Annotated in this window: 24 protein-coding genes; 14 read left to right on the top strand and 10 right to left on the bottom strand. The window is 63.3% G+C overall.

Annotated features, from left to right (window positions below; all coding sequences use genetic code 11):
- The first annotated feature begins 70 nt into the window (after nt 1-70).
- Nucleotides 71-817, top strand: a complete 747-nt coding sequence (locus ACR9ZN_RS15065; RefSeq protein ID WP_434957203.1) for an acetoacetate decarboxylase — start codon at nt 71-73, stop codon at nt 815-817.
- A 29-nt stretch (nt 818-846) separates the two neighbouring features.
- Entirely contained in the window at nt 847-2,010 is a 1,164-nt protein-coding gene (locus tag ACR9ZN_RS15070; RefSeq protein ID WP_481272562.1) for a patatin-like phospholipase family protein, read from the top strand.
- Nucleotides 2,011-2,105: 95 nt separating this feature from the next.
- Here the strand turns inward: ACR9ZN_RS15070 and ACR9ZN_RS15075 are convergent, their stop codons facing one another.
- Nucleotides 2,106-2,522: a gamma-butyrobetaine hydroxylase family protein gene (locus tag ACR9ZN_RS15075; protein ID WP_434957205.1), complete on the bottom strand. Its 417-nt coding sequence runs from the start codon at nt 2,520-2,522 to the stop codon at nt 2,106-2,108.
- 276 nt (nt 2,523-2,798) lie between these two features.
- On the opposite strand from ACR9ZN_RS15075, the gene moaA reads away from it, so the two are divergent.
- The 6 genes from moaA to ACR9ZN_RS15105 all read left to right on the top strand — a co-directional run bounded on the left by moaA (nt 2,799) and on the right by ACR9ZN_RS15105 (nt 8,259).
- Nucleotides 2,799-3,830, top strand: coding sequence for a GTP 3',8-cyclase MoaA (gene moaA, locus ACR9ZN_RS15080; protein ID WP_454814723.1), 1,032 nt, complete (start codon nt 2,799-2,801; stop codon nt 3,828-3,830).
- A 182-nt stretch (nt 3,831-4,012) separates the two neighbouring features.
- Nucleotides 4,013-5,143 carry an N-methyl-L-tryptophan oxidase gene (gene solA / locus ACR9ZN_RS15085; protein WP_454814725.1) on the top strand — a complete coding sequence of 377 codons (1,131 nt, stop codon included), beginning with the start codon at nt 4,013-4,015 and terminating at the stop codon, nt 5,141-5,143.
- A 113-nt stretch (nt 5,144-5,256) separates the two neighbouring features.
- Nucleotides 5,257-6,141, top strand: a complete 885-nt coding sequence (locus ACR9ZN_RS15090) for a DMT family transporter (protein WP_454814727.1) — start codon at nt 5,257-5,259, stop codon at nt 6,139-6,141.
- Complete coding sequence (locus tag ACR9ZN_RS15095; RefSeq protein ID WP_454814729.1) at nt 6,141-7,070, top strand: DMT family transporter; 930 nt, start codon at nt 6,141-6,143, stop codon at nt 7,068-7,070. The genes ACR9ZN_RS15090 and ACR9ZN_RS15095 overlap by 1 nt, the downstream gene beginning before the upstream one ends.
- Before the next feature lie 14 nt (nt 7,071-7,084).
- Nucleotides 7,085-7,870, top strand: a complete 786-nt coding sequence (locus ACR9ZN_RS15100) for an enoyl-CoA hydratase-related protein (protein WP_454814731.1) — start codon at nt 7,085-7,087, stop codon at nt 7,868-7,870.
- Nucleotides 7,871-8,046: 176 nt separating this feature from the next.
- On the top strand, nt 8,047-8,259 hold the full coding sequence (locus ACR9ZN_RS15105) for a hypothetical protein (RefSeq protein WP_149254465.1): 213 nt from the start codon (nt 8,047-8,049) through the stop codon (nt 8,257-8,259).
- Nucleotides 8,260-8,546: 287 nt separating this feature from the next.
- Here ACR9ZN_RS15105 and cml read toward each other — a convergent pair whose 3' ends face one another.
- The 6 genes from cml to cobS form a co-directional block, all read right to left on the bottom strand.
- Nucleotides 8,547-9,749, bottom strand: a complete 1,203-nt coding sequence (gene cml / locus ACR9ZN_RS15110; protein WP_481272563.1) for a CmlA/FloR family chloramphenicol efflux MFS transporter — start codon at nt 9,747-9,749, stop codon at nt 8,547-8,549.
- A gap of 273 nt (nt 9,750-10,022) precedes the next feature.
- A complete protein-coding gene (locus tag ACR9ZN_RS15115; RefSeq protein ID WP_481272564.1) occupies nt 10,023-10,358 on the bottom strand; it encodes a hypothetical protein in 336 nt (111 codons plus the stop codon).
- A 28-nt stretch (nt 10,359-10,386) separates the two neighbouring features.
- Complete coding sequence (locus tag ACR9ZN_RS15120; RefSeq protein ID WP_481272565.1) at nt 10,387-11,262, bottom strand: NAD(P)-dependent oxidoreductase; 876 nt, start codon at nt 11,260-11,262, stop codon at nt 10,387-10,389.
- 42 nt (nt 11,263-11,304) lie between these two features.
- A complete protein-coding gene (locus ACR9ZN_RS15125; protein ID WP_481272566.1) occupies nt 11,305-12,090 on the bottom strand; it encodes a transporter substrate-binding domain-containing protein in 786 nt (261 codons plus the stop codon).
- A 107-nt stretch (nt 12,091-12,197) separates the two neighbouring features.
- A complete protein-coding gene (locus ACR9ZN_RS15130; RefSeq protein ID WP_441771956.1) occupies nt 12,198-12,446 on the bottom strand; it encodes a DUF1289 domain-containing protein in 249 nt (82 codons plus the stop codon).
- Nucleotides 12,447-12,482: 36 nt separating this feature from the next.
- Entirely contained in the window at nt 12,483-13,304 is an 822-nt protein-coding gene (cobS, locus tag ACR9ZN_RS15135; protein ID WP_481272567.1) for an adenosylcobinamide-GDP ribazoletransferase, read from the bottom strand.
- Between the two features lie 167 nt (nt 13,305-13,471).
- On the opposite strand from cobS, the gene cobT reads away from it, so the two are divergent.
- The 3 genes from cobT (at nt 13,472) to ACR9ZN_RS15150 (ending at nt 16,104) form a co-directional block, all read left to right on the top strand.
- Nucleotides 13,472-14,497: a nicotinate-nucleotide--dimethylbenzimidazole phosphoribosyltransferase gene (cobT, locus tag ACR9ZN_RS15140; protein ID WP_481272568.1), complete on the top strand. Its 1,026-nt coding sequence runs from the start codon at nt 13,472-13,474 to the stop codon at nt 14,495-14,497.
- A 241-nt stretch (nt 14,498-14,738) separates the two neighbouring features.
- Nucleotides 14,739-15,038, top strand: coding sequence for a porin (locus ACR9ZN_RS15145; protein ID WP_481272569.1), 300 nt, complete (start codon nt 14,739-14,741; stop codon nt 15,036-15,038).
- A 307-nt stretch (nt 15,039-15,345) separates the two neighbouring features.
- On the top strand, nt 15,346-16,104 hold the full coding sequence (locus tag ACR9ZN_RS15150) for an MBL fold metallo-hydrolase (RefSeq protein WP_481272570.1): 759 nt from the start codon (nt 15,346-15,348) through the stop codon (nt 16,102-16,104).
- A 129-nt stretch (nt 16,105-16,233) separates the two neighbouring features.
- Here ACR9ZN_RS15150 and ACR9ZN_RS15155 read toward each other — a convergent pair whose 3' ends face one another.
- Nucleotides 16,234-16,836, bottom strand: a complete 603-nt coding sequence (locus ACR9ZN_RS15155) for a hypothetical protein (RefSeq protein ID WP_454814747.1) — start codon at nt 16,834-16,836, stop codon at nt 16,234-16,236.
- A gap of 110 nt (nt 16,837-16,946) precedes the next feature.
- Entirely contained in the window at nt 16,947-17,933 is a 987-nt protein-coding gene (gene dusA, locus ACR9ZN_RS15160) for a tRNA dihydrouridine(20/20a) synthase DusA (RefSeq protein WP_481272571.1), read from the bottom strand.
- Between the two features lie 509 nt (nt 17,934-18,442).
- On the opposite strand from dusA, the gene ACR9ZN_RS15165 reads away from it, so the two are divergent.
- Nucleotides 18,443-19,810, top strand: coding sequence for an outer membrane protein (locus ACR9ZN_RS15165; protein WP_481272572.1), 1,368 nt, complete (start codon nt 18,443-18,445; stop codon nt 19,808-19,810).
- Nucleotides 19,811-19,983: 173 nt separating this feature from the next.
- Here ACR9ZN_RS15165 and ACR9ZN_RS15170 read toward each other — a convergent pair whose 3' ends face one another.
- A complete protein-coding gene (locus tag ACR9ZN_RS15170; RefSeq protein WP_481272573.1) occupies nt 19,984-20,922 on the bottom strand; it encodes a LysR family transcriptional regulator in 939 nt (312 codons plus the stop codon).
- A gap of 116 nt (nt 20,923-21,038) precedes the next feature.
- Here ACR9ZN_RS15170 and ACR9ZN_RS15175 point away from each other — a divergent pair, with 116 nt between their 5' ends.
- Nucleotides 21,039-22,835: an adenine deaminase gene (locus tag ACR9ZN_RS15175; protein ID WP_454814755.1), complete on the top strand. Its 1,797-nt coding sequence runs from the start codon at nt 21,039-21,041 to the stop codon at nt 22,833-22,835.
- Nucleotides 22,836-22,994: 159 nt separating this feature from the next.
- The gene (locus tag ACR9ZN_RS15180; protein WP_434957224.1) at nt 22,995-24,398 is read left to right on the top strand and encodes an NCS2 family permease; all 1,404 of its coding nucleotides are present in this window, start codon (nt 22,995-22,997) and stop codon (nt 24,396-24,398) included.
- Nucleotides 24,399-24,435 lie beyond the last annotated feature (37 nt).

Genomic DNA, 24,435 nt, shown 5'->3' on the forward strand with positions numbered 1-24,435 from the left:
ACACGGACCTGTCATGCTGCCGTGCAACATAGCGGCGATCCCTTCCCTGCTTTCTCATGAAGGACATCCCGTGGACCAAGCCGACGTCGTCAAGCGCGCCTATGCCATGCCGCTGACCAATCCCTCCTTCCCGCCCGGCCCCTACCGCTTCTTCGATCGCGAATACATCATCATCACCTATCGCACGACGCGCGAGGCGCTGGAGGCCGTGGTTCCCGCTCCGCTGGAGATCGACGAGCCGCTGGTCAAATACGAGTTCATCCGCATGCCTGATTCAACCGGCTTCGGTGACTACACCGAGACAGGGCAGGTCATTCCCGTGCGTTACAAGGGCCAGCACGGTGCCTATGTGCATTCGATGTATCTGGACGACGATGCCCCCATTGCCGGCGGGCGCGAATTGTGGGGCTTTCCCAAGAAGCTGGCGACGCCCAGGATCGTGCATGAGGGCGAGGTCATCGTGGGGACGCTGCATTATGGTAGCGTGCTGTGCGCGACCGGGACCATGGGCTACAAGCATCGCCTCGCCGACCGGCAGGCCGTGTTGGACTCGCTCGCCGCACCCAACTTCCTCATCAAGATCATCCCCCATGTCGACGGGTCGCCGCGGATCTGCGAACTTGTGCGCTACCACCTCACGGATGTGACGCTCAAGGAGGCCTGGACGGCCCCGGCAGCGCTGGAACTCCATGCCCATGTGATGGCCGACGTCAGCCGCCTGCCGGTGCTCGAAGTCGTCTCGGCCGTGCATTTCGTCGCCGACCTCACGCTCGGTCTCGGCGAGGTGGTGCACGACTATCTCGCCACCGCCCGCTGATCCTGCCTGTCTGACCGGAGTTTTCCATCGTGCTCGAACGCAACAGAGACAAGGCCGCGCGCGCCACCATCGAGGAGATCTCGGCGCAATATGATCGCATCGCCCTGGTGTTCCAGGGCGGCGGCGCGCTTGGTGCCTATCAGGCCGGTGTCTATGAGGCGCTGGCCAATGCCGGCTGCGAACCCAACTGGCTCTCCGGCGTCTCCATTGGCGCCATCAACGCCTCGATCATCGCCGGCAACGAGCCGCGTCACCGGCTGCAGCGGCTCGAGCAGTTCTGGCAGACGATCTCCGGCCGCAAGATCTGGGCCTACACGCCGGAAGGCGATCTGTTCCGCGACATCCGCAACCGCACCAGTTCCTGGATCACCATGTCGCAAGGCCAGCCCGGCTTCTTCAAGCCGCGCCTTCCCAATCCCTGGCTCGAACTCCCGGGTGCGGATGGCGCCACCAGCTTCTACGACACCTCGGAGTTGAAGCGGACGCTGGAAGAGGTCATCGACTTCGATATCCTCAACGACGGCCGCAAGCGCCTCAGTGTCGGCGCGGTCAACGTGCGGACCGGCAATTTCATCTATTTCGACACCGACCAGGTTCGTATCGGTCCCGAGCACATCATGGCCAGTGGTGCGCTGCCCCCTGCCTTTCCCGCCATCCGCATCGAAGGCGAATATTACTGGGATGGCGGCATCGTCTCTAACACGCCGCTGCAATATCTGCTCGACCAGGAAGAAGAGCGCAGTTCGTTGGTGTTCCAGGTCGATCTCTTCAGCGCCCGCGGTACCTTGCCGCGCAGCATGCCGGACGTGCTCTCGCGCCACAAGGACATCATGTATTCGAGCCGGACGCGGCAGAATACCGACAATTTCAAGCGTATCCATGGCATCAAGACTCATCTGATCGATGCGCTGAAGCGCCTGCCCAAGGACCTGCTGACGCCAGAGGAACAGGCGCTTATCGACAGCCACGCCAGGTTCGGCGTCGTCAACATCGTGCACCTGATCTATCAGCACAAGAATTACGAGGGTCACGCCAAGGACTATGAATTCTCGGGCACCTCGATGCGCGAGCATTGGGATATGGGGCTAGAAGACACCCGGCGCACGCTACGCCATCGCCAATGGCTGCTGCCGCCCGTGGACGCCGAGGGCGGCATGGCCATTCACGACCTCCATCGCGAGGATCCCGTCTGACGAGGCACTATCCCCCTCACCGGCCAATCGCCGTGTCGCCGGGCAGTGGTTGGCCTCCAGCAGGCCGAGCGGACTTTCGCTCGGCAGTCCCTCGCTCAGCGCTGCCCCGGCCTTTCGCGCGACAGGCCCTTCTCCTGGAGATCGGCGAGATAGGAGGCCCAGCGGCTCTCCTTCTCCCGGCCCAATTCCGCAAGATAGGTCCAGGTAAACAGGCCGGTGTTGTGCATGTCGTCGAAGGAGATGCGTACGGCGTAATTGCCGACCGGGTCGAGGCTCAGGATCGCCACATTGATCTTGCCCCCAACCGTCTTGCGTTCGGCGGCACTGTGGCCCTGCACCTCGGCACTCGGCGACATCACGCGCAGCATCTCGGCGCTGAACGCATGGGACCGACCGTCGTCGAAACTCACGGTCAGGGTCTTCTTGTCCTTGGACAGGCGCAATTCGGTTGGCCAGGCCTTCGCGACGTCTTCGCTCACGGCATCTTCCCTTTTTCGTTCTGATCGCCACATAGGGAGAAGGCGGATGCTGCGCAAGCAGCAAACCCATGTCGTCAGAGCATTCGCTTCGATCTCTGCGACATAATGGCAGTTTCCGTAGACAATCATTGGTGTTTGGGCCGCTGTCGGCTTAGAAACATACCAAAGGGGACATGCCCCTAAAGCGTTTTTCGATCCGGCGCTTCGGCAACATTCGCAAAGGCGCTCTAGCCAATCCGTCGGATTGGCTTGGAAACAGGGAGTTGGAGCAGAGCGGCATTTCCGCAAAAACGCTTTGCTTCCGGGAGTATGGACGTGCTGGATGATCATGCAATGGCGGATGTGCCGCCGATGATCGACCCTTTCGGGCGCGCAATCAATTATCTGCGTGTTTCCGTGACGGACCGCTGCGACTTTCGCTGCGTCTATTGCATGTCGGAGGACATGACCTTCCTGCCCAAGAAGGATCTGCTCACCCTCGAGGAACTCGACAGGCTGTGCAGTGCCTTCATTGCCAAGGGCGTCAGGAAGCTGCGCTTCACCGGCGGCGAGCCCCTGGTGCGGCGCGATATCATGACGCTGTTCCGCTCGATCTCGCGCCATCTCGACAACGGCCGGCTCGACGAACTGACCGTGACCACCAATGGCTCGCAGCTTGCCCGCTACGCCGCCGAACTCAGGGATTGCGGCGTCAAGCGCATCAATGTCTCCCTCGACACGCTCGATCCGGCCGCATTCAAGGCAATCACCCGCTGGGGCGATTTCGGCAAGGTGATGGATGGCATCGACAAGGCCCAGGAAGCGGGCCTCGCGGTCAAGATCAATGCCGTCGCGATCAAGGGCATGACCGAGGACGAAGCGGTCGGCCTGATCGAATGGGCGCATGGCCGCGGCATGGACCTCACCTTCATCGAAGTGATGCCGATGGGCGACGTCACGGGGCACCGGGTCGACCAATATCTGCCGCTTTCGGTGCTGCGCGCCCAGCTTCTCGACAGCTACACGCTGGATGACATTCCCTATAATACGGGTGGCCCGGCCCGGTATGTCCGCGTCCGCGAGACCGGCGGTCGCCTGGGATTCATCACGCCGATGACGCATAATTTCTGCGAGAGCTGCAATCGCGTACGCGTCACCTGTACCGGCACTCTCTATATGTGCCTGGGCCAGGAAGACGCCGCCGATCTGCGGGCTCCGCTGCGCGCCTCCGAGGCGAACGATCTTCTCGATGCCGCCATCGATCGCGCCATCACCCGTAAGCCCAAGGGACACGATTTCGTCATCGACCGGCGCACCAAGCAGCCCGCTGTTAGCAGGCATATGAGCGTGACGGGCGGGTGAAGCCCTTCCTGGGACCGCCAGCATCCTGCTGGCTCCTGGAAAACGTTACCCCCGCAAGAAGGGAGAGCCGGCAGGATGCTGGCGGTCCCAGGCGAATAGCGCTCCCAGAGTGTTTTCGTCTAAACGCGCTTTGCTCCAGGGGTTGAAGACTCGGCCGGTTTGCCTTCCACTTGGCCCCCATAATGTCCAAGACCTTTGATGTGATCGTCGTCGGTGTCGGCGGCATGGGATCGGCCGCCTGCTATCAGCTCGCCAAGCGGGGCGTGCGTGTGCTCGGCCTCGAGAAATTCGAAATCGGCCATGCGATGGGTTCCTCGCACGGGTTGACGCGCATTCTGCGCCTCGCCTATTTTGAGGGCGCAGCCTATGTGCCGCTGGTGCAGCGTGCGCGGGAACTGTGGATCGAGACCGGCAAGCTCACCGGCGAGCCGCTCTTCTTCGAGGTCGGCGCGCTCGACATCGCCCATGAGGGCAGCGGCATCGTCGAGAAGGCGCTCGAAGCCAGCCAGGCCCACGGCCTGGAGCACGAATTGCTCGACCGCGATGCCATCGAGGCACGCTATCCCTTCACCCTCGATCGCAATCATATCGGCCTCTACCAACCTCAATCGGGCTTCGTGGCTTCCGAGCGGGCCATCCTCGCCCATACGGCACTCGCCTTGCATCACGGCGCCGAGATTCACGGCTGCGAGGCCTTGATCGACTGGGAGCCGACGGCAGGGGGTGGTGTGCGCGTGACGACCGATCAGGGCAGCTACGAGGCAGGCAAGCTCATTCTTTCGCCCGGCGCCTGGATCGGGGATCTCGTGCCCGCGCTCAAGCCTTCCACCGAGGTAGTGCTGCAGACGCTCGGCTGGTTCGCCCCTGCCCGGCCCTCCCTATTCGATCTCGCCCATTTCCCGGTTTTCACGCTCGAAGCCGACGAAGGCCATTTCTATGGCTTTCCGCTCTGGCAGCATCCGGGCTTCAAGCTCGGCTCGCCGCATTATGGCGGAGAGGCCTATGATCCCGATACCCCCACCCGGGAGCCCTCGCCCCGGCATCGCGAGCAGCTACGCGCCTGCCTCGCCAAGCACATTCCGGGCGCCAATGGCGACCTGCTCGGCCTCAAGGCCTGCATGTACACGATGACGCCTGACGAGCATTTCGTCATCGATACCCTGCCCGGCCATGAGCAGGTCATCGTCGCATCGCCCTGCTCGGGCCATGGCTACAAATTCGCCAGCGCCATCGGCGAAGCCCTCGCCGAACTCGCCACCGCGGGCCGCAGCCGCCTTGACCTCGGCATGTTCAACCTCGGGCGCTTTTCTTGAGATTGTCTCGGTTTGTCTTTGCCAAATCGTCGGACAAAGTATAGGTAAGTATTATTCTCTTACCCTCCTGATTGCCCGCTGCCTGCCGGCGGCGATCTTTTGATTGCGTCTCCATGCCACCCGCACAATCGCACTGGTCCGGAATCGTCGCGATGGTTCTCGCGACAGGGTTGTTCGTCGTCAGCGACAGTCTGATGAAGCTCACGGCGCAGGGCCTGCAACCGTTCCAGGTCCTGTTCATGCGCGGTTTCTTCGGGCTGTTGTCCTGCAGCCTCCTGCTGATCGCGACCGGACAGGTGCGCCAGCTCGGTGGCGCGTTGCATTGGCGCGCCGTGCTGCGCGCCCTGCTCGAGGCGACGGCCACCTTCTTCTACATGGCCGCGCTGTCCGCCATGCCGATCGCCGATGCGATCGCCATCGGCCAGACCGCACCGCTGCTGGTCATCGTCGCCATTGCAGTCATCTTCCGCGAGCGGATTAATGCGATCCGCCTCGTCCTGGTCTGCACCGGCTTCCTTGGCGCCCTCTTGGTGGCACAGCCCGGTGGCTCGGGCCTGTCGCCCGCAGCGCTCTATGCTTTTCTGACTGCGATGATGGTGGCGACGCGGGACCTGCTCACCCGTGGCACGCCGTCCACCATTCCCACTTTCGTCGTCCTCACCACCACGACCGTCGTGCTGACGCTCGCCACCGGCTGCGCCACCCTGATCCATGAGAGCTGGATGCCGCCCTCGCTCGACCAGTGGCTGACCATGGCCGCGTCGGGCTTCATCGTCACGCTCGGCCAGATGGCAATCTTCCTCAGCTACCGCCGTGCGCCGGCCGGGATCGTGGCGCCCTACTATTACAGCTTCACCGTTTGGGCGGTGATCGGCGGCTTCCTGGTCTGGGGCGAAGTACCGAACGGGCTCGCCGTCACCGGCATGGTGATGATCGTGGCGAGCGGGCTTGCTTTGCTCTTCGTCAAATCGAGACGAACACAGGAAGCCATCGCCTGATGACCACGGTAGCGTTCACCGAGGCCGATCTCGGCCGTCAGCGGGCCAATCAGCGAGGCATCGTGCTGATGATCGGCGCCATGGCCTGCTTCGTGGTGAACGATTCCGTCGCCAAGCTCGCCACGGCCCGCATGCCGGTCAGCGAAGTGATCGCCATCCGCGGCGTCTTCGCGACGCTTTTCGTACTCGCCCTCATCCTGGCGAACGGCCTTCAGCGCCATTTCCGCCTGATCTGGCAATGGCGGGTCGCGGCTCGCGGCGGCATGGAGAGCGTCGTTGCCTTCGCCTCCATTCTCGGCCTCAGCCATGTGCCGCTCGGCATCGCCACCGCCATCGGGCAGATCGCGCCGATCTTGCTGCTCGCCTTTTCAGCCCTGTTGCTCAAGGAGAAAGTCGATGCCAGGCGGTGGGCCGCCGTGTTCGTCTGTTTCGCCGGCGTGATCCTGGTCGCCCGTCCGAGCACGGAGGGTCTCAACCTCTATGTGCTGGCAACCCTGGCTTGTGCCGTACTGGCCGCGCTGCGCGACCTGGTCACCCATCGTATCGGCTCCAGCGTGCCGACCCTGCTGGTGACGCTTGGCACCACCACCATCGTCTCCCTTGCCGGCTTCACAGGCTCGGCAGTGTCCGCCTGGCAGCCGCTCGCCCTTGCCGACCTTTCGCTGCTGATGCTGGGCGGCCTGAGCCTGGTCGGCGGTCATGCCCTGGTGATCGCTGCCTATCGCGGTACGGACGTCTCGGCCGTCAGCCCGTTCCGCTATTCGGCCATCGCGCTCTCCGTACTGGCCGGACTTGTGGTGTTCGGCGATTTGCCCGATGCGTGGACGGGCGCCGGCATGATATTGATCATCCTCAGCGGCCTTTATGCCGCCGGACGCGAGATGCGGCGCCGGCGTGCGATCGAGGCTGCTTTGGATAAGGGTGCCTGAGCAGGGAGTACGGCATGAGCGAGTTGGTGGTGGAGACTGTGGGTTCGGTACGCACCCTGACGCTGAACCGGCCCACAAAGCTCAATGCCTTTACGGCAAGCCTTCACGCCGAACTCCGCGCGGCCCTCTCGGCGGCAATCGCCGATGACGGCGTCAAGGTGGTCGTACTCACCGGCGAGGGGCGCGCCTTCTCTTCGGGCCAGGACCTCACCGAGGACCTGCCGCGCGACGACAAGGGCGGCATCGATCTCGGCCCTGCCCTGGAGCGGGACTACAATCCCCTGATCAAGCAGATCGTCACGTCGCCCAAGCCGACCATCGCGGCGCTCAACGGGCCGGCCGTCGGCGCCTCCATGAATATCGCGCTCGCCTGTGACATCGTATTGGCGGCGCGCTCCGCCACCTTGCAGGAAGCGTTTGCCAAGATCGCCCTGATCCCCGATGCCGGCGGCACCTGGCTGCTGCCGCGCCTGATTGGCCCCAAGCGGGCTCTCGCCCTCATGCTGACGGCCGAACCGGTGCCGGCGGAGGAGGCCCTGCGCATGGGCCTGGTCTACAAGCTCTTCGAGGATGCGAGTTTCCGCGATGACGTCGCCGGTTTCGCCGCCAAGCTTGCCCAAGGCCCGGCCCTCGCTTTTCGCATGATCCGCGAGGCGATCCTGGCCAGCGCCGGTAATGATCTCGATACTCAACTGGCCTTGGAAGCAGCCCTGCAGCGCAAAGCCGGCGCTTCGCACGATTTTGCCGAAGGCGTTGCGGCCTTCCTGGCGAAGCGGGCTCCACAGTTTCAGGGGCGCTGACAACGCGTTTTGCGATTTGGCGGAAGCGCAAAGGCGCGTCGGGACAAGGGACCCGAGGAACTCGAGCAAAAAACGTTCAGTCATGAACGCGCTTTGCTCTAGAGTTGCGCTTTCTTAACGTGAAATCGCCGGCATTCCGGCCGAGAATGCAACCAAGTTGAAGTTGAGGATCTGATTTGTTTCGTTCACGCTGGATCTGGCTGGTACTGGCCGCGATACTCGGCATCGCCGCCATCTATGTCGGTAGCAATCCCGAAATGGCGAGTCGCTATGCCCAGGCACAGCGCGACGCGGCCCTGAGCGCCGATACCAAGCAGACGGTGATGCTGCTGATCGCCCTCGCGGTTGGCGGCTATCTCGCCTGGTTCTTCCTCATTCGCAAAGAGTGAGCGCTCGGCGCGCTGAGCCAGGAGCGCCAGAAAAACAGGCGCCAGAAAAACGAAACCCCGCCATTGCTGACGGGGTTGCCTTGCGACAAAGACCAGGATCAAACCCGAAGGCGAAGCACCAGCCTATTCATTTTGATCGACCCATCCCCCAGTACATCCGTGGTAGGACTGCCTTTCAATCGGGCACCCGACGCGTCCGCCGAATCACCCTTGAGTGACTATATAGAGAGCCTTTGTGACGGGAACAAGACGGGCTGGAGCAAAATGCTTCAGCCCGCAGATGAATTTCAGACGCCGGCCTCCAAGAGCCTCTCGCGCTTTGCTCCGGCAAGCAGGAGAACCAGGCCCGCCATGCCGGCGGCATAGGCGGCCAGCGGCCAGGCGGTATCCCCCGGCAGGATCAATACTGCCAAGGTACCGCCGATGCTGACCAGCAGGCTCTGCACACAGAAATAGAGCGCGACCGCAGCACCGGCGATGTCATCGAAGCCTTCGAGCGCGCCATTGGCGGCAACACCGCCGGCGAGGACGATGCCAACGGCGATCACCCACATCGGCGCGAGGAAGCTCCACCAGGACGGCGCCTCCATGATCTCGCCCGCAGCGAGCAAGCCGGCGCCAGCCAGGATCGTCACCATCGCCAGCTTGAGACAACCCAGACGCCCCCAGCGCTCGACACGGCCAGGCACGAAGCGCGTTGCGGCCATCATCGCCAAGGCTGCCGTAGCGAAGGCAAGGCTGAAAGCCAGCGGCGAATAGCCGGCCCTGTCGATCAGCACGCGGGGCGCGGTGGAGAAGAAGACGAAGAAGCTTCCCATAGCCGTGCCGAAGCCTGTCGTATAGGTCCAGAATGCATAGCTGCCGAGAACCGAGGTGGCGGGGCGCCGGGCGCCCTCCACCGCTGCTCGCCGGGTCTCGGGCCAGCGCCATGCCGCATGGACGAAGGCAGCCGCCATCAGCAGTCCGAGCGTGACGAAGATCGCCCGCCAGCCGAAATGATCGGCAATGAGCGCTCCGGCAATCGGCCCCAGGGCCGGCACGAAGGCAAGCATGGCGCTGAACAGGCTGTAGATGACCGCACCCTCAGGGCGTTCGGCGTAGACGTCCCGCACCGTGGCGAAGGTTGCCACTAGGGCGGCGGAGGCGCCGGCCGCCTGCAGGAAGCGCAGGGCCACGAAGGCGGTGGCGTTCGAACTGGCCGCAAGTCCCAAAGAAGCGAAGAGGAACACAGCGGCGCCTCCGATCAGAACCGGCCGGCGGCCGATGCGGTCGGACAGCGGTCCGAAGACGATCTGCCCCACGCCCAGCATCACCATATAGAGGCTGAGGGTCAGCTGGATCACCGATGCGCTGGTTGCCAGCGTCACCGGCATGATGGGCACGATGGGCAGATAGATATCCATGGCCAGGGAGGCGAGGATATCGAAAGGTGCCATCAGCAGCAGGGCCGACGGCAAGGAATAGCCCCAGACGGGGTTTTTGGCAGGCATGACAAAACATCCGCTCAAATGAAAACATTCGGCGGCGGTCTGCCTTTCAGCGCGAAACCGGACGGGATCGGACAGAACGCCGCAACAACATCGATATGTCGTTGCGGCCTAGTGGTCCGACGATTTGAGGCCCTTCATGTCCGGCTCCTGGCTGTCATTGCAATGGATGAGCGGCACGGCTTTATCAAAATGCTGCCGGGCGAACAATCCTCGGCGGGCATTTCCTCGACCGGCTGCAGTGAGAGCCACCTTGTCAGGGTCGGCCCCTGCCCCTCAGGATTGCAGGCCATCCAGATCGGACACCAGGCGCAGATAACCGCCGCGATAGTCCCCGAAATCCGTTAGCTGAGCATCCGCTGACTGGCCTGCATTCGTGCATCGCCCCACCCAGCTGCGCACACCGGCAACGTCCTCGGACGTGGTTTCCAGCGTGGCACCGAGATGGCGTTCGAGGAAGGCCGTGAGGGCTGCCACGGCCTCGTCGAGACCGGATGACGTCGCCAGCATCAGGCTTTCATAGAGCTTGCCTTCCTCCTCGTCGGTCTCGGCATTGTAGTCCGGCTCGCCGTCGAAACCTGGCGGTGAGCCCATATCCTCGAGGGTCTTCATGAATGCGGCTTTCCCATCATCGCCTGATTCAGCTGCGCGGCTTTTCGAGCCGGGCGACGAGGCTGCAGGTATCCCAACGCCGGCCGCCCATGGCCTGGACCTCCGCATAGAACTGGTCGACCAGTGCCGTCACCGGCAATTGGGCGCCATTCGCCCGTGCGGTATCCAGGCAGATGCCCAGATCCTTGCGCATCCAGTCGACCGCGAAGCCGAAATCGAACTTGCCTTCCTGCATCGGCTTCCAGCGGTTTTCCATCTGCCAGGATTGCGCGGCCCCCTTCGAAATCACACCGATCACCTTTTCGATGTCGAGCCCGGCCTTGTTGGCGAAATGGACGCCCTCGGAGAGGCCCTGTACCAGCCCGGCGATGCAGATCTGATTGACCATCTTGGTCAATTGACCGGCGCCCGAGGGCCCCATGAGCTGGCAAGCCTTGGCATAGTGGGCGATCACCGGCTCAGCCCGGGCATAGACATCGGCATCGCCGCCGCACATCACGCCAAGCGCACCGTTTTCCGCGCCGGCCTGCCCGCCCGAAACCGGGGCATCGATGAAGCCGAGGCCGAGCTTGCCGGCCGCTTCGTACAATTCGCGCGCGACCTCGGCCGAGGCGGTGGTGTGGTCGACGAAAACCGCCCCCTTCTTCATGCCGGAAAAGGCGCCTTGCGGACCCGTCGTCACCGAGCGCAGGTCATCGTCATTGCCCACGCAGGCAAAGACGATGTCGGCGTCCGCAGCCGCTTCGGCCGGCGTCGGCGCGGAAGCGTTGCCGTATTTTTCCACCCAGGCCTGTGCCTTGGCGGGCGTGCGATTATAGACGGTGACCTGATGACCGCCGCGTATGGCCAGATGGCCCGCCATTGGAAAGCCCATCACGCCAAGGCCGAGAAACGCCACTTTCATCGCAGAACTCCTTTATCCCAGCGCTTCCAACAGCTGCCAGGTTCAATAGATCGAGAAGGGGAAATATTTGTCGTTGATTGTCTTGTAGGTACCATCGGCGACGATATCGGCAATCGCCTTGTTGAATTTTTCGACGAGATCCCCATCGCTCTTGCGCAAGGCAATGCCCTCGCCCTCGCCGAAGAAGCTGGGATAATCGGCCACGTCGACGTCGGCCTTGAGCTCGCAACAGAGGCTTTCGGGCTTGGCCAGCCAGCCGGCCAGCACCAGCTTGTCGGCAAGCACCGCATCGAGCCGCCCGGTCACCAGATCGGCATTGGCCTCGGCCTGGCTGCCATAAAGCTTGATCCGGGCGCCTCCCGCCTGGATCTCCGCCTGCAGGAAGGCGGCCTGCGCCGTGTTGGCCATCACACCGACCACCTTGTCCTTCAATCCCGCAGCGTCCCAGGCGGCGATCTTGCTATCCTTGCGGGCCACGAAACTGGTGGGCCGGTCATAATAGCGATTGGTGAAAGCGACCTGTCGCCGGCGCTCCGGCGTGATCGCCATGGACGAGACGATGGCGTCGACCTTGCCCGCGTTCAAGGACGGAATCAGGGCGTCCCAATCGAGAACTTCGAAACTGCAGGTCGCTCCCATCTTCTGGCAGAGCGCCTTGGCGATATCGACATCGAAACCGATGGGCTGATCCTTGGCATCGAGCTGGTTGAAGGGTGGATATTCGCCTTCGGTGGCGATGCGGATCGATTTCCACTCCCTGGCCGAGACAGTGCTGCCGGCAAAGGCGACGAGGGCGACAGCCAAGATGAAAGTGCCGATCCGCGTCATGCCGTCTCCTCGACGATACCCCGAAATGTCTGGCGATTTGGCGGAATCACCAGCAATCGCAGCGGCACCTCGAAGCACAAAAGAGTTCAGCCCTTCAAATGTGGCATTCATGCGCGGTTGCGCCGCCCGGTCCGCCTGCGCGCCGCCATCGCAGCGTCGAAAGCATCGCGGGCGGCCTGCAAGGCCGGCGTTTGCGCGAAACGCTCCGGCAATCTCGCCATCAGCGCCAAGCGGTCTTCCTCGCTCATCTCTACCCAGCGGCCGATTTCCAGGCCGGAGCGTCCGCAACCGATGCAAAAGCCGCTCGCCGCCTCGATGCGGCAAATGGCGATGCATGGCGTGGAGGTGATCTGCATGGCGTTCACAATCCGGATAGCGCGATATCGAGTAATCTAGGCATACCAGCCCAGCGGCGCCAGAGCACCTGCCAGAACCGCCACTTCGGCAAGCATCACGGCGGCGCCGCAAACGTCGCCGGTCTGTCCGCCGATCTGCCGCTCCGCCAGCCAGGTGACAGCATAGGCTGCCGCAAGCCCTACCAAAGGCGCAAGAACCGACATGAAATGGCCGGTTCCGGCCCAGGCCAGGAGAGCCGCCACGACCATGGCAGGGACGGCTCCGGAGCGCCAGGCATGGCTGGTCAAACGGCCCACCGAGGCACCGGCGCCGTCCTGGCGCGCCGCGCCCAGCAAAACCAGCGGCAAAAGCCCCACGATACGGGAAACACCGACGGCAGCGGCCAAGATCAGGCCCGCGCGCCAGACGCTGCCCGTCGCCGTCAGCAAGGAGGCGAGCAACGACACCCGGGCGGCGAGGGCCAGCATCAGGGCCGTCGCTCCATAGGCGCCGATGCGCGAATCACGCATGATTTCGAGCTTGCGCTCCAGCGTGCCGCCACCGCCGAATCCATCCGCGACATCGGCAAGTCCGTCCTCATGCATGGCGCCGGTCATCACGGCCAGGGCGGCGACCGCGAAGATGGCGGCAACCGTTGCGGGCAAGCCGGCAAGATGGGCGATGGCCAGCACGATGGCGGCAGCCAGGCCGAGCACGGCGCCTGCCAACGGCGTGACCGGCGCCAGCCGCTCCATATCAGGCCGACCATGCGGATCGACTTCGAAGGACAGGACGGGCACCGGAAGGCGCGACCAGAAGCGCAGAGCCTGCGGAACGCTGGCGAGAAGCGGTGAGTACATCATGGCGATGACCTGCATGCCATGCTGGCACACATCAAATCAACGGGGCGACGCCCCTGCCGCTTTTCCCTGCACGGCCTCCCGTGTCGACGCCGGGGCATCAACCGTCGTCACACGACCTTTCCGCCTCGCAGTCATCGGTCTATAAGCGCGGCAAATCATTTCTCCTGCGCTGGAACATCCCAATGGCTTTTGCCGGCACCGCCCTGCCCTTCGACGACATCCGCGAGCTTGCCCGCAACATGCCCGCCCTCGACGACAACGCCTTGGCAGGGGTGAAGCAGCGCGATAGCCAATTGACCAAGCCGCCGGGCAGCCTCGGGCGGCTGGAGACCATCGTCGAATGGCTCGCCGCCGTGCAGGCCACGCCCTCTCCCACGGTCTCGCGGCCCCTGGTGGCGATCTTTGCGGGCAATCACGGCGTGGTCGCCCGCGGCGTTTCGCCCTATCCGCAGGAAGTCACGCGCCAGATGCTGGAGAATTTCGCCGCCGGGGGCGCCGCGATCAATCAGATCTGCTCGACATTCGACATCGGCCTCAAAGTATTCGATCTCGCCTTGGATATCCCCACCGGCGACATCACTTGCGAAGCCGCCCTCGACGAAAAAGCCTGCGCGGCCACCATGGCTTTCGGCATGGAGGCGGTTTCCGGCGGCATCGACCTGCTGGTTCTGGGTGAGATGGGCATCGGCAACACCACCATCGCCGCCGCCATCTACCATGCTCTCTACGGCGAGGAGGCAGCCCATTGGGTCGGCCGCGGCACGGGCATCGACGATGCCGGCCTGGCCCGCAAGATCGCGGCTGTCTCCGCCGCGGTCGAGTTTCACCGCGACCATCTCAAGGACCCGCTCGAAGTGCTGCGGCGTCTCGGTGGCCGCGAAGTCGCGGCGATGGCCGGCGCCATCCTGGCGGCCCGCAGCCAGCGCGTGCCGGTAGTGCTGGACGGCTATGTCGTCTGCGCCGCCGCGGCCATCCTCCATGCCATGGATCCCGCCTTGCTGGACCACTGCATCGCCGGGCATGTCTCCGCCGAGGGAGCCCATGCCGATGTACTGGTTCGTCTCGGCAAGGAGCCCCTGCTTGATCTGGGCATGCGACTCGGGGAAGCATCCGGCGCTGCCCTGGCGGTGTCTCTCATCAAAGCAGCTCTTGCCTGCCATACCGGCATGGCGACCTTCGCTCAGGCTGGTGTCACCGACAAGGCGTGAGCTGCGCTTGATGATACAGATGGGGCGGGACGACGACGAAATGTAACAAACCGTTACATCTCGTGTTCCACCCGCAAAAGCTTTGCCGCGAAGTGGTCACGATCGGGCGCTAGGCCTGAGTCGATGCTAGAGTCGGGTATGTTTCGGTAAAAATGCCTGCTGTGCTCTAATTTTTGTTTCGACGCGTCTTTGCGAATGTCGGTGATACCGCCAAATCGCAAAACGCTTTAGGAGCCTATTCATGTTCAGGACGATCAGCGCCGCCATTGCCGTGTTTGCCTTCACGGCACCCGGCTTTGCCGGCGAGAAAACGGATCCCCGCTGCAGTCAGTATGGCGAAGGGTTCGTCTATTCGGCCGATACCGGCATGTGCATCAGGGTCGGCGGTGAGTTCAGGGCCGATTACGGCTTCGGGAAACGAAGCGGCCTCGGCCAGCAGAGCGGCTTCGGCTCCTCCGTCAAGGGCCATGTCGATGCGCGCAGCAACACCGATCTCGGCCCCTTCCGCATCGTGGTCGAACCGACCGCACGCAAGTTCTGAGCCAGGCAGACTCCCCTGATCGAACTGCAGGGTCTCAAACGCCCGCTTTGTGCGTTTTCGCACAGACAGTTTCGGCATTTCGTGGGCTGGCCTCTCCTGGCCCATTCTCGCCGGTTTTGGCTGCTTTCTTTGAGTTGAAGTATCGGGACTTTTCGGTTCATACCGGTGGATGACTTGACATGCATCACCCGGTTGAAGCCTCGCCGATCTGCGAGGTTTCCGATCGAAATAGAACAGACTTCGGCATGAGGCAGATACTTCTTCGCTCCCCCCAGTTCTCGATGCCCCGGCAGCAGGGGATCCTGTCATGCGTGTGACGGTGATCGGCTGCGGCGATGCATTCGGGTCAGGTGGACGGTTCAATACCGCCAGCCTGGTCGAAATCGAGGACCCGCAGGAGGGCCGCACCGTCTGCCTGCTGGATTGCGGCGCGACGACGATGACGGCGCTCAGCGCCATCAACATCGACCCCGACCAGATCGATTTGATCATGCTGACTCATCTGCATGGCGATCATTTCGGCGGCATTCCTTTCCTGCTGCTCGATGCGCAATGGGTCCGCAAGCGCACCCGTTCACTGCGCATCATCGGTCCTCCCGGTACGATCGAACGTCTATCCACCACCATCGAAGCCCTGTTTGCCGGGGCGACCATGGAGACGCCCTGGAGCTTTGCCTGGAGCGTGGAGGAAATGGCGCCGGGGACGCAACGCGAAGCCCAGGGCTTCACGATCCGTACCGTCGAGGTGGTGCATCCCTGCGGCGCGCCGGCCACCGCGGTGCGGTTGGAAGGCGGCGGCAAGATCTTCGTGCATTCCGGCGACACCGAATGGACCGAAGTCCTGCCTGAGATCGCCAACGGCGCGGACCTGCTCTTCCTCGAATGCTTCGCCATCGAGGAAACCCCGCCTCACCTCAACTATAATCGCCTGCTTGCCCACCGTGGCGACTTCAACGCCAAACGCGTCGTGCTCACCCATATGGGCCCGACCATGCTGGCCCATCATGACAAGGTCGACCGCACCTTGTTCGACCTTGCCGAGGATGGCATGGTCATCGACGTTTAAGGCCGATGCGTTTCACCTAAGCATCTGCCGGACCAATTGCGCATGTGGCTTCTGGATAGCCGGGCCAAGCCCGGCTATGACAAATCGAAGCGTTTGCTGCCTCAATGAACTGCGTTGGGTTCAGGCCCGTCACATCGGCGGCGCGGCGCCGTTCTGGCCCGTAGCGACGCTGTTTGTCCGCCAGTCCTTGCCGTCGGGCTGGGCCACGACGAAAACCGCGATCCCCGGCTTGATGATCGTGCGCTCGGCCGCATTGAACTGCACGACGGGGACCTCGGGCGGGATCACGATCTTGCGGCTGCCACCGGGAAAGCTGAGCATGACCTCCCGCCCCGCCGCGGTCGAGACGACCTCGCCGCCAACCGTGCCATTGGTCATGCGCGCGCCCGGCTTGGAATCCCAGTCGCGCTCGCCCTCGCCGCTCTTGACGCCGGGCGGAAAGACATGGACCTCCAGCGATTTGCCCGAACCGTCTGCCTGGGGGATCTGCGCCGTGCCGATGAAGCTGCCGGCATGGATGGCCTCGACGCTGATGGGCGCCACCAGCCGGGCCTTCCAGTCAGGCGCAAGATGGATCGAAATGCTCTGGCCGTCCGAGGTCTTGAGGCTGAGCCCCTTGCCATCCAGCGACTCGATCGTGCCGCGGAAGATCTTGCGAGGGGCCTCCTGCGCCTGGGCCGGAAGGATGAAGGCGAGCACCAGCAAGCCGGCAAGCCGATAGGGTTTCGTCATGATGCAAACTCCGCGCCCCCGCGACGCAACAGCGTCCCCGATGACACAGCATAGCGCCGCGGCGAGACGAGGCGATTCACTTTGACGGGAGCAGCGGGTCGGCGGCCCGATCAGGCGGCCTTGGCCTCGATCGCGCGGCGGACATGCGCGGCCGCCTCGAACAGCACCTGGAGCCCAGCTCCCGGCTTGACCGCCTCGGTGGCGAGGTGGCGCCGATAGAGCCGCGCGCCCGGCCGCCCCGGGAAGAGACCGATCATGTGGCGGGTGATCGAGCTCAGCCGCACGCCCTCAGCCAACTGCCCCTCGATATAGGGCGCCATCGCCTCGATGGCCTCGAAGCCGTCGGCGACAGGCGCGGCCACACCAAACAGCGTGGGATCGACGGCGAGCAGGATCTCGGGATTCTGATAAGCCTCGCGCCCCACCATCACGCCGTCGAGACGGGCGCGATGCGTGCTCCACTCCTCGACGGCCTTGATGCCGCCATTGATGGAGATGGAGAGATCGCGATTGGCTTCCTTCAGCCGATAGACACGGCCGTAGTCGAGCGGCGGCACGTCGCGGTTTTCCTTGGGGCTCAGCCCCTTCAGCCAGGCCTTGCGCGCGTGCACGATAAGGGCATCGACGCCTGCAGCCCGGACGGTCGCGGTGATGCGATCGAGTGCGACCTCGGGATCCTGCTCGTCGATGCCGATGCGGCACTTGACGGTGACGGGCAGATCGACCGCGGCCTTCATCGCGGCCACGCACTCGCCGACGAGTTCCGGCTCCGCCATCAGGCAGGCGCCGAACCGCCCCTCCTGCACGCGATCGGACGGGCAGCCGACATTGAGATTGATCTCGTCATAGCCGAAATCGGCGCAGATGCGGGCCGAGGTGGCCAGGTCATTCGGATTGGAGCCGCCGAGCTGCACGGCGATGGGATGTTCCTCGCCGGAAAAGCCGAGCAGACGCTGCCGGTCGCCATGGATCACGGCACCGGTGGTCACCATCTCGGTGTAAAGCAAGGCCTTCGCCGAGAGGATGCGATGGAAGAACCGGCAATGACGATCCGTCCAGTCCATCATCGGGGCGATGGAAAAGTCTCGTTCCAACATGCTGCTTTCGTTGCTCTTTCACACTCGCGGCACCCATCCTAAGGGCGTCGGGCCGCTGAGCGCCGCAGGCTCTTACAGCATTTTCCCGGTTTTTTCAAAGAGTTGATCGCCGTCCATTCAGCCGACGCGCTGGACATAATAGCGCGGGATCTACCCTTTTCCTGATCTCGATAGAAATCGGCGCAGAAACGGCGCGAGATGTGCCAACATCAGGAAAGGAGCCATGACCATTCCGCTGAAGCCACCTCGACCAGACCGGCACGCGCGTTCTGGTTGGCAACATGAAGAACCCAGGCGAGAAGGTCGGCAACGAAACCTGAAGCGATCTGGTGCCAGCAACCGCTTGAACGTTGCTTGTTTTATAAACAGTTTAAAAGGCCGCTCTGACTAAGCCGAATGGAATGTAACCTTGAAACTGCTATGGTTTTCGGCCGCTTTTGAATAATAGACTTTGTGTTTAGCAGTGCGCGATGCCATAATTCTCCGGCAATGCGCGGCTGGAGAGTTTCATGCGCCCGAATCGTGATGCCAAACATTCTCGATCAAAGATAGCCTATCAAGTATTATTGGCGGCAACAGGACTTCTAGCCATCCCCATAGACGGACAGGCGCAAGAATCAACTGGTCTCTCCCTGTCCCATTCGCCATCCTATTCTTGGTCCGGGGCCTATTTCGGGGCGCAAACCGGCGGCGGATGGGCGCGTGCTCATTACAGCCTGGGCCCCGCCACCCGAAGGCGACCGGCTCAACCAATCGACATGGCCGGCGGTTTGGCCGGGGTCTATGCGGGATATAATTTTCAGTCGGGCCCATTGGTGGCCGGCATGGAGGCTGACTTCGCAAAGACATGGATTCGCGGGGATCGCTTCGTCGTACCGCTCAATGCCATGTCCGTCGGCTCGCAGATCGATTGGAGCGTTTCCGTTCGGGGGCGGCTGGGATACGCGATCGGCAACCTCCTGCCCTATATAGCCGGCGGAGTGACGTTCGCCGACGCCAATTTCCCGACCGCCCTGTATGGCGGGCAGGCAGCCCGCAACGACCACCAGTCGCATGTCGGATGGACCATCGGCGCAGGCATCGAATACGGGCTATCCGAGAACCTGATCCTTCGCACCGAGTATCGCCATACCGATTTTGGCAAGAAATACGTATTCCGAACGATGCCCGATGGTTCCGCCGATCGCCCGGCGCAAACCTCAATCGCCACCGACGAGATCCGGGTCGGCATCGCCTGGAAACTTGGAGCCCCGTCTGGATGGGGCGAGCAAGCTCTTCCTTGGGCGAAACTCCCGCCCTTTGATTGGAGTGGCCCCTACGCCGGCGCCCAGGCCGGCTTCGCCTGGGAACGGTCCAGCTATTATCCGCTCACGGCAATATCGTCACGGGTTCAGTTGAACACGTCGACCACCGTCCCGTGGATTTTCGCCGGCTATAACTGGCAGCTTGGAAGGATCGTCCTGGGTGGGGAAGGCGACGTTCTCCTATCGAAAATCAACTCCCGCGGGGTCCTGAGGGATGCCCATGGCACACCCTACCCAGACTTCCAGGTCGCGTCCGCCCTGGATCATGCTTGGTCGGTTCGGGGTCGGCTCGGTTTCGCTTTCGGTCGATTTCTTCCCTACATTACCGGAGGCGTTGCCGGAGCCAAATTCAGTCATACCGTCGAGACCCCCTTCGAGCAGCGGAAGTTCAACCATCGTTTCACGCGTTGGACGGCGGGAGCCGGGGTGGACTACGCACTTACCAATCATCTGCTCGTCAGAGTGGAATACCGCTACACCCCCTATGGAGAAGTCACTCCGCACAGAGGGCCGAGCCATATGGTCGACATCAGGACGGATGAGGTTCGCATCGGCGCCGCCTTCAAACTGTGAGGGCATGGGACGCAACAGCCGAGGCAGTCTTTGGGCGCCGGCGACGGCGCCTGCCTCGTCGAACGGAGAGGCTCTGCATACGTTGGCGAAAGAGAAGTTCTTGGTATGGTTGCGGGACACCGCTTTCTCTGCTTATGCGCCTCTAGCGCCTACCACGAGGATATCGCCCGCCGTCAGCCGACCCGCTCGACATAATAGCGCGGCACTCGCCCCTTCTCCCGATCGCGATAGAAATCGGCGCAGAAATCGGCGAAGGCCCGGAAGCGGCGCGAGACGTGGCGGCGCCGGGAGTAGATGAGGTTGATCGCTGTCTCCGGCGAACGCCAGTGTGGCAGGACGGGCGCGAGCAGGCCGTGCTCGCATTCGGTTTCGACGAAGAAGCCGGGCAGATAGGCGATGCCTTCGCCGGCCACCGCGAAATATTTGAGGGTCCAGTAGTCGTTGGTCATGCAACTCACCGGCGGCAGGATGTCGGTCTCCGCGCCCTGTGCATCGGCGAGATACCAGGATTGCGGACGGGTGGGCTGGCGGAAGATCAGGCCGCGATGGCCGGCGAGATCGTCGGTCGTTTCAGGCAGGCCGTGGCGGTCGAGATAATCAGGGCTGGCATAGAGCCCGTAGGAGGCCGTCGCCAGGCGGCGGCTGACATAGTCGATCTCGGACGGCTCTCCCCAGTGGAAGATACCGTCGAGGGCGAGTTCGGTGACATCCGAGAAGGGCTGGCGCGAAGTGAGGAACATCACGTCGAGCACCACCTGCGGATAGTTCTGGCGGAAGGCGAACAGCAGTTCGGAGGTGATGGTGGTGCCGAACTCGCCGGTGGAACCGACGCGCAGCGTGCCGGCGACCTCGTGGCGCATCTCGGCCATGGCCGTCGCCGCATCCTCGCAGCTTGCCTGGATGCGCCGGGCGTGGCGCAGCAATTCGGAGCCGGCATCGGTCACGTGGAGGTGATGGCCTTCGCGCACGAAGAGTTCGACGCCGAACTCGTCCTCGAGTTGGCGGATGCGATGGCTGAGCGTGGATTTGGGGAGGCGGTGCAGCCGCGCGGCCGCTGAAATCGAGCGGGCATCCGCCACCTTCACGAAGCAATCGATGATGGAAAGATCCATGCCGGCCCCAATTTCGTTCAAAGAATTGGACGATCAGTTCATCGGATAGCCTAATTCGACCAGTTGTGTAAACGATCGGCGGCCGGAATACTCCCTTTCAATCCAGGGAGGTTTCAGTGACGGATATACGGGAGTTCATTCGCGCCGCGTCGGGCCATGGTGCCAAGGCGAGTTTGGCGGTTCGCGGCGGCCGGCTGGTCAATGTGGTGTCGGAAGAGATCTACAAGGCCGACATCGCCATTCTCGGCGATCGCATCATCGCCGTCGGCGATATCGCCGACCATATTGGGCCGCAGACCGAGATCATCGATGCCAGCGGCAAATATCTCTGCCCGGGCATGATCGACGGGCATCTGCATGTCGAATGCTCCAAGCTCTCGATCACCAGCTTCGCCAAGGCCGTCGTGCCGCTCGGCACCACCTCGATCGTCACTGGCCTCGACCAAATCATCGTGGTGGGCGGCCCGGCCGCAGCCCGCGAATTCCTCGACGAGGCCCGCCAGACGCCGCTGAAAGTGTTCTGGGGTGCCCCCTGCAAGACGCCCTACACCATGCCGCGCTCGACCGTCGGGCATTATTTCGGCCCGCAGGATCACCTCGCCACCCACCACTGGCCCGAATGCGTCGGCATCTGGGAGACGGTGCGCGAATTCATCCAGGAAGAGGATGCCGACGTGCTCAAAGCGATCGAGATCGCCGAGGCCAGCCGCCTGCCCCTGCTCGGCTGCTGCCCGATGACGCGCGGTGCCCGGCTCGACGCCTATCAGCAGGCCCGCGTGCGCGCCGACCATGAAAGCTACACGCCCGAGGAGATGCTGGAGAAGCTGCGCGCCGGCATGCATGTGGTGGTGCGCGAATCCTCGATCTCGCACTTCCTCTCCGACAATCTGCGCATTGTCACCGAAATGGGCGTGAAGGCCCTGCGCCGCATCAGCTTCTGCACCGACGACGTCGTCGCCAGCGACATCCTGGCGCGCGGCCATCTCGACAACATGGTGCGCATGGCGATCGCCATGGGCATCTCGCCGATGGCGGCGATCCAGATGGCGACGATCAACGGCGCCGATGCCCTGAGGATCGACGACAAGGTCGGCTCGATCTCGCCGGGCCGTGCCGCCGACATCCTGCTGGTCAACGACCTGCGCGACTTCAAGATCGAGGCCGTGATCGCCAAGGGCACCCTGGCGGCGCGCGACGGCAGGATGGCCGTCGATCTCGCGCCTCCCCCACGCAGCGAGGCCCTGCTGCACTCGATCAAGCTCGAGCCGATCAAACCTGAAGAAATCGCCGTGCCCGTCACCGGCGCCGGCGACAGTGCCGACGTCCTGGCGATCGCGGTAACGCCGGAGAAGATCTTCGTGCGCACGCGGCGCGACGTGACGCTGCCGGTGAAGGACGGGCGCGTACAAGCCGATATCGGCCAGAACGTGCAGTACATCACCGTGGTCGAACGCTACGGCAAGACGCGCAACCGCCCCGTCGCCTTCACCTCCGGCTTCGGCCTGAAGGCCGGCGCCATGGCCAGTTCCACTGCCCCGGATGACAACAACATCATCTGCATCGGCACCGATGCCGAAGACATGGCCGTTGCCATCAACCATCTCATCGCCAACCAGGGCGGCCAGGTGGTGGTGCGCGATGGCAAGGTGCTCGAATTCCTGCATCTGCCGATCGGCGGCATCGTGGCGGATATCGAGCCTCAGGCGATGGCCGAGAAGGAATTGCGGCTCGACAACGCGGTGCGGAGCCTCGGTTGCGACCTGCCCTGGCCGTTCATGTACATGTTCGTGCTGCAGATCACTGCGATTCCCGACTACGCAATCACCGATCTCGGCATGGTCGATTGCGTCAACTTGAAGGTGATCTCGCCGCTGGCCGATGCGGCCGGCAAAAAAATCGAGGCGGCGGCATAACGCGCCGTCGCACGGCTTAGAGCCGCTCCACGAACAAGCAGGTTGATAAGATCGTCATCCCCGGCCGAGCAAAGCGAGGGGAAGGGGATGACAAAACGCCGATCGCAAACGGCATCTGGTAACGACGGCAAGAACGACAATAATTCCTGGGGAGGAGACATGGGCTATCAGACCGACATCGAAGCCAGACACGCAGGCCAGGGGCAATCCTGGCTCGCGGCTGCGCTCGACCGCTATTTCGGCATATCCCGGTTCGGATCGACGGTTCGCACCGAGATCCTGGCCGGACTGACGACGTTCCTGGCCGCGTCCTATGTCATCGTCGTCAATCCCTCGATCCTGTTGCCGGCCGGCATTCCCTTCTCGGCCGGCGTCACCGCCACCGTGCTGGTCAGCTTCATCGGCAGTTGCGCCATGGGGCTCTATGCCCGCAGCCCGATCCTGGTGGCGCCCGGCATGGGCATCAATGCCCTCTTCACCTATACGATGGTGCTCGGCGCCAAGGTGCCGCTGGAGATCGCGCTCGGCTGCGTGCTGTGGGCCGGCGTGCTCTTCACCATCATGGCGCTCCTCGACCTGCGCACGGCGGTGATCGAGGCGATACCGACAGACCTTCGCTATGGCATTGCCTGCGGCATCGGCCTGTTCATTGCGCTGATCGGCCTGGTCAACGCCAAGTTCATCGTCTCGAATGCCGACACCATCGTCGGGCTCACCCATTTCTCGCCCGTGACGCTCACCTTCATCTCCGGCTTCATCGTCACGGTGGCGCTGGTGGTGCGCCGTGTGCCCGGCGCCATGATGGCGGGCATGATCCTCACCACCCTTCTCGCCATCCCGATCGGGCGCTGGTGGGGGGATGGCGCTGCCTTCAATGCCGGCACGCCCGACCTGCACACGTTGGTCAATTGGAGCGGCCTGAGCGCGGCCCCCGATTTCAGCTTCGTCGGCAAGATCGATCTCTTCGGCGCCCTGCAATTTGCCTATGCACCCTTCATCTTCGTGTTCCTGTTCACGAATTTCGTCGAGGCCTTGTCGACATTTCTCGGTCTCGCCGAAGCCGCCGATCTCAAGGACGAGAACGGCATGCCGCGTAACGTCAAGCAGTCGATGCATGTCGATGCCGTTGCCGCCCTGATCTCGGCGCCGCTTGGCACCAGCCCGGCGACGGTCTATCTGGAATCGGGTGCGGGCATCGCCCAGGGCGGGCGCACGGGCCTGGTCGCGCTGGTCTCGGGCCTGCTCTTCCTGCCTTTCCTGTTCCTGTCGCCGCTGCTTTCGCTGGTGCCGGCCATCGCCACGGCGCCGGTGCTGATCCTCACCGGCCTGTTCATGTCCGAGCCGATGGGCCGCATCCAATGGTCGAGCATGGAGGATGCCATCCCGGCCTTTCTCGCCATCGTGCTGATCCCCCTCACCTTCTCGATCACGCTCGGCCTGTCGCTCGCGGTCATCGCCTATGTGCTGCTCAAGCTTCTGGCCGGCAAGCCGGGCGAAGTGAAGCCGGTGATGTGGTTCGTGGCGGTGCTTGCGGCCATGCTGGTCTTGCAGGTGCAATCCTGATGAGCCGCGCGGGGTGGACGTCACCACGCCCCCCGTT

The sequence above is a fragment of the Labrys sp. HAY1-8F genome (assembly GCF_056754975.1).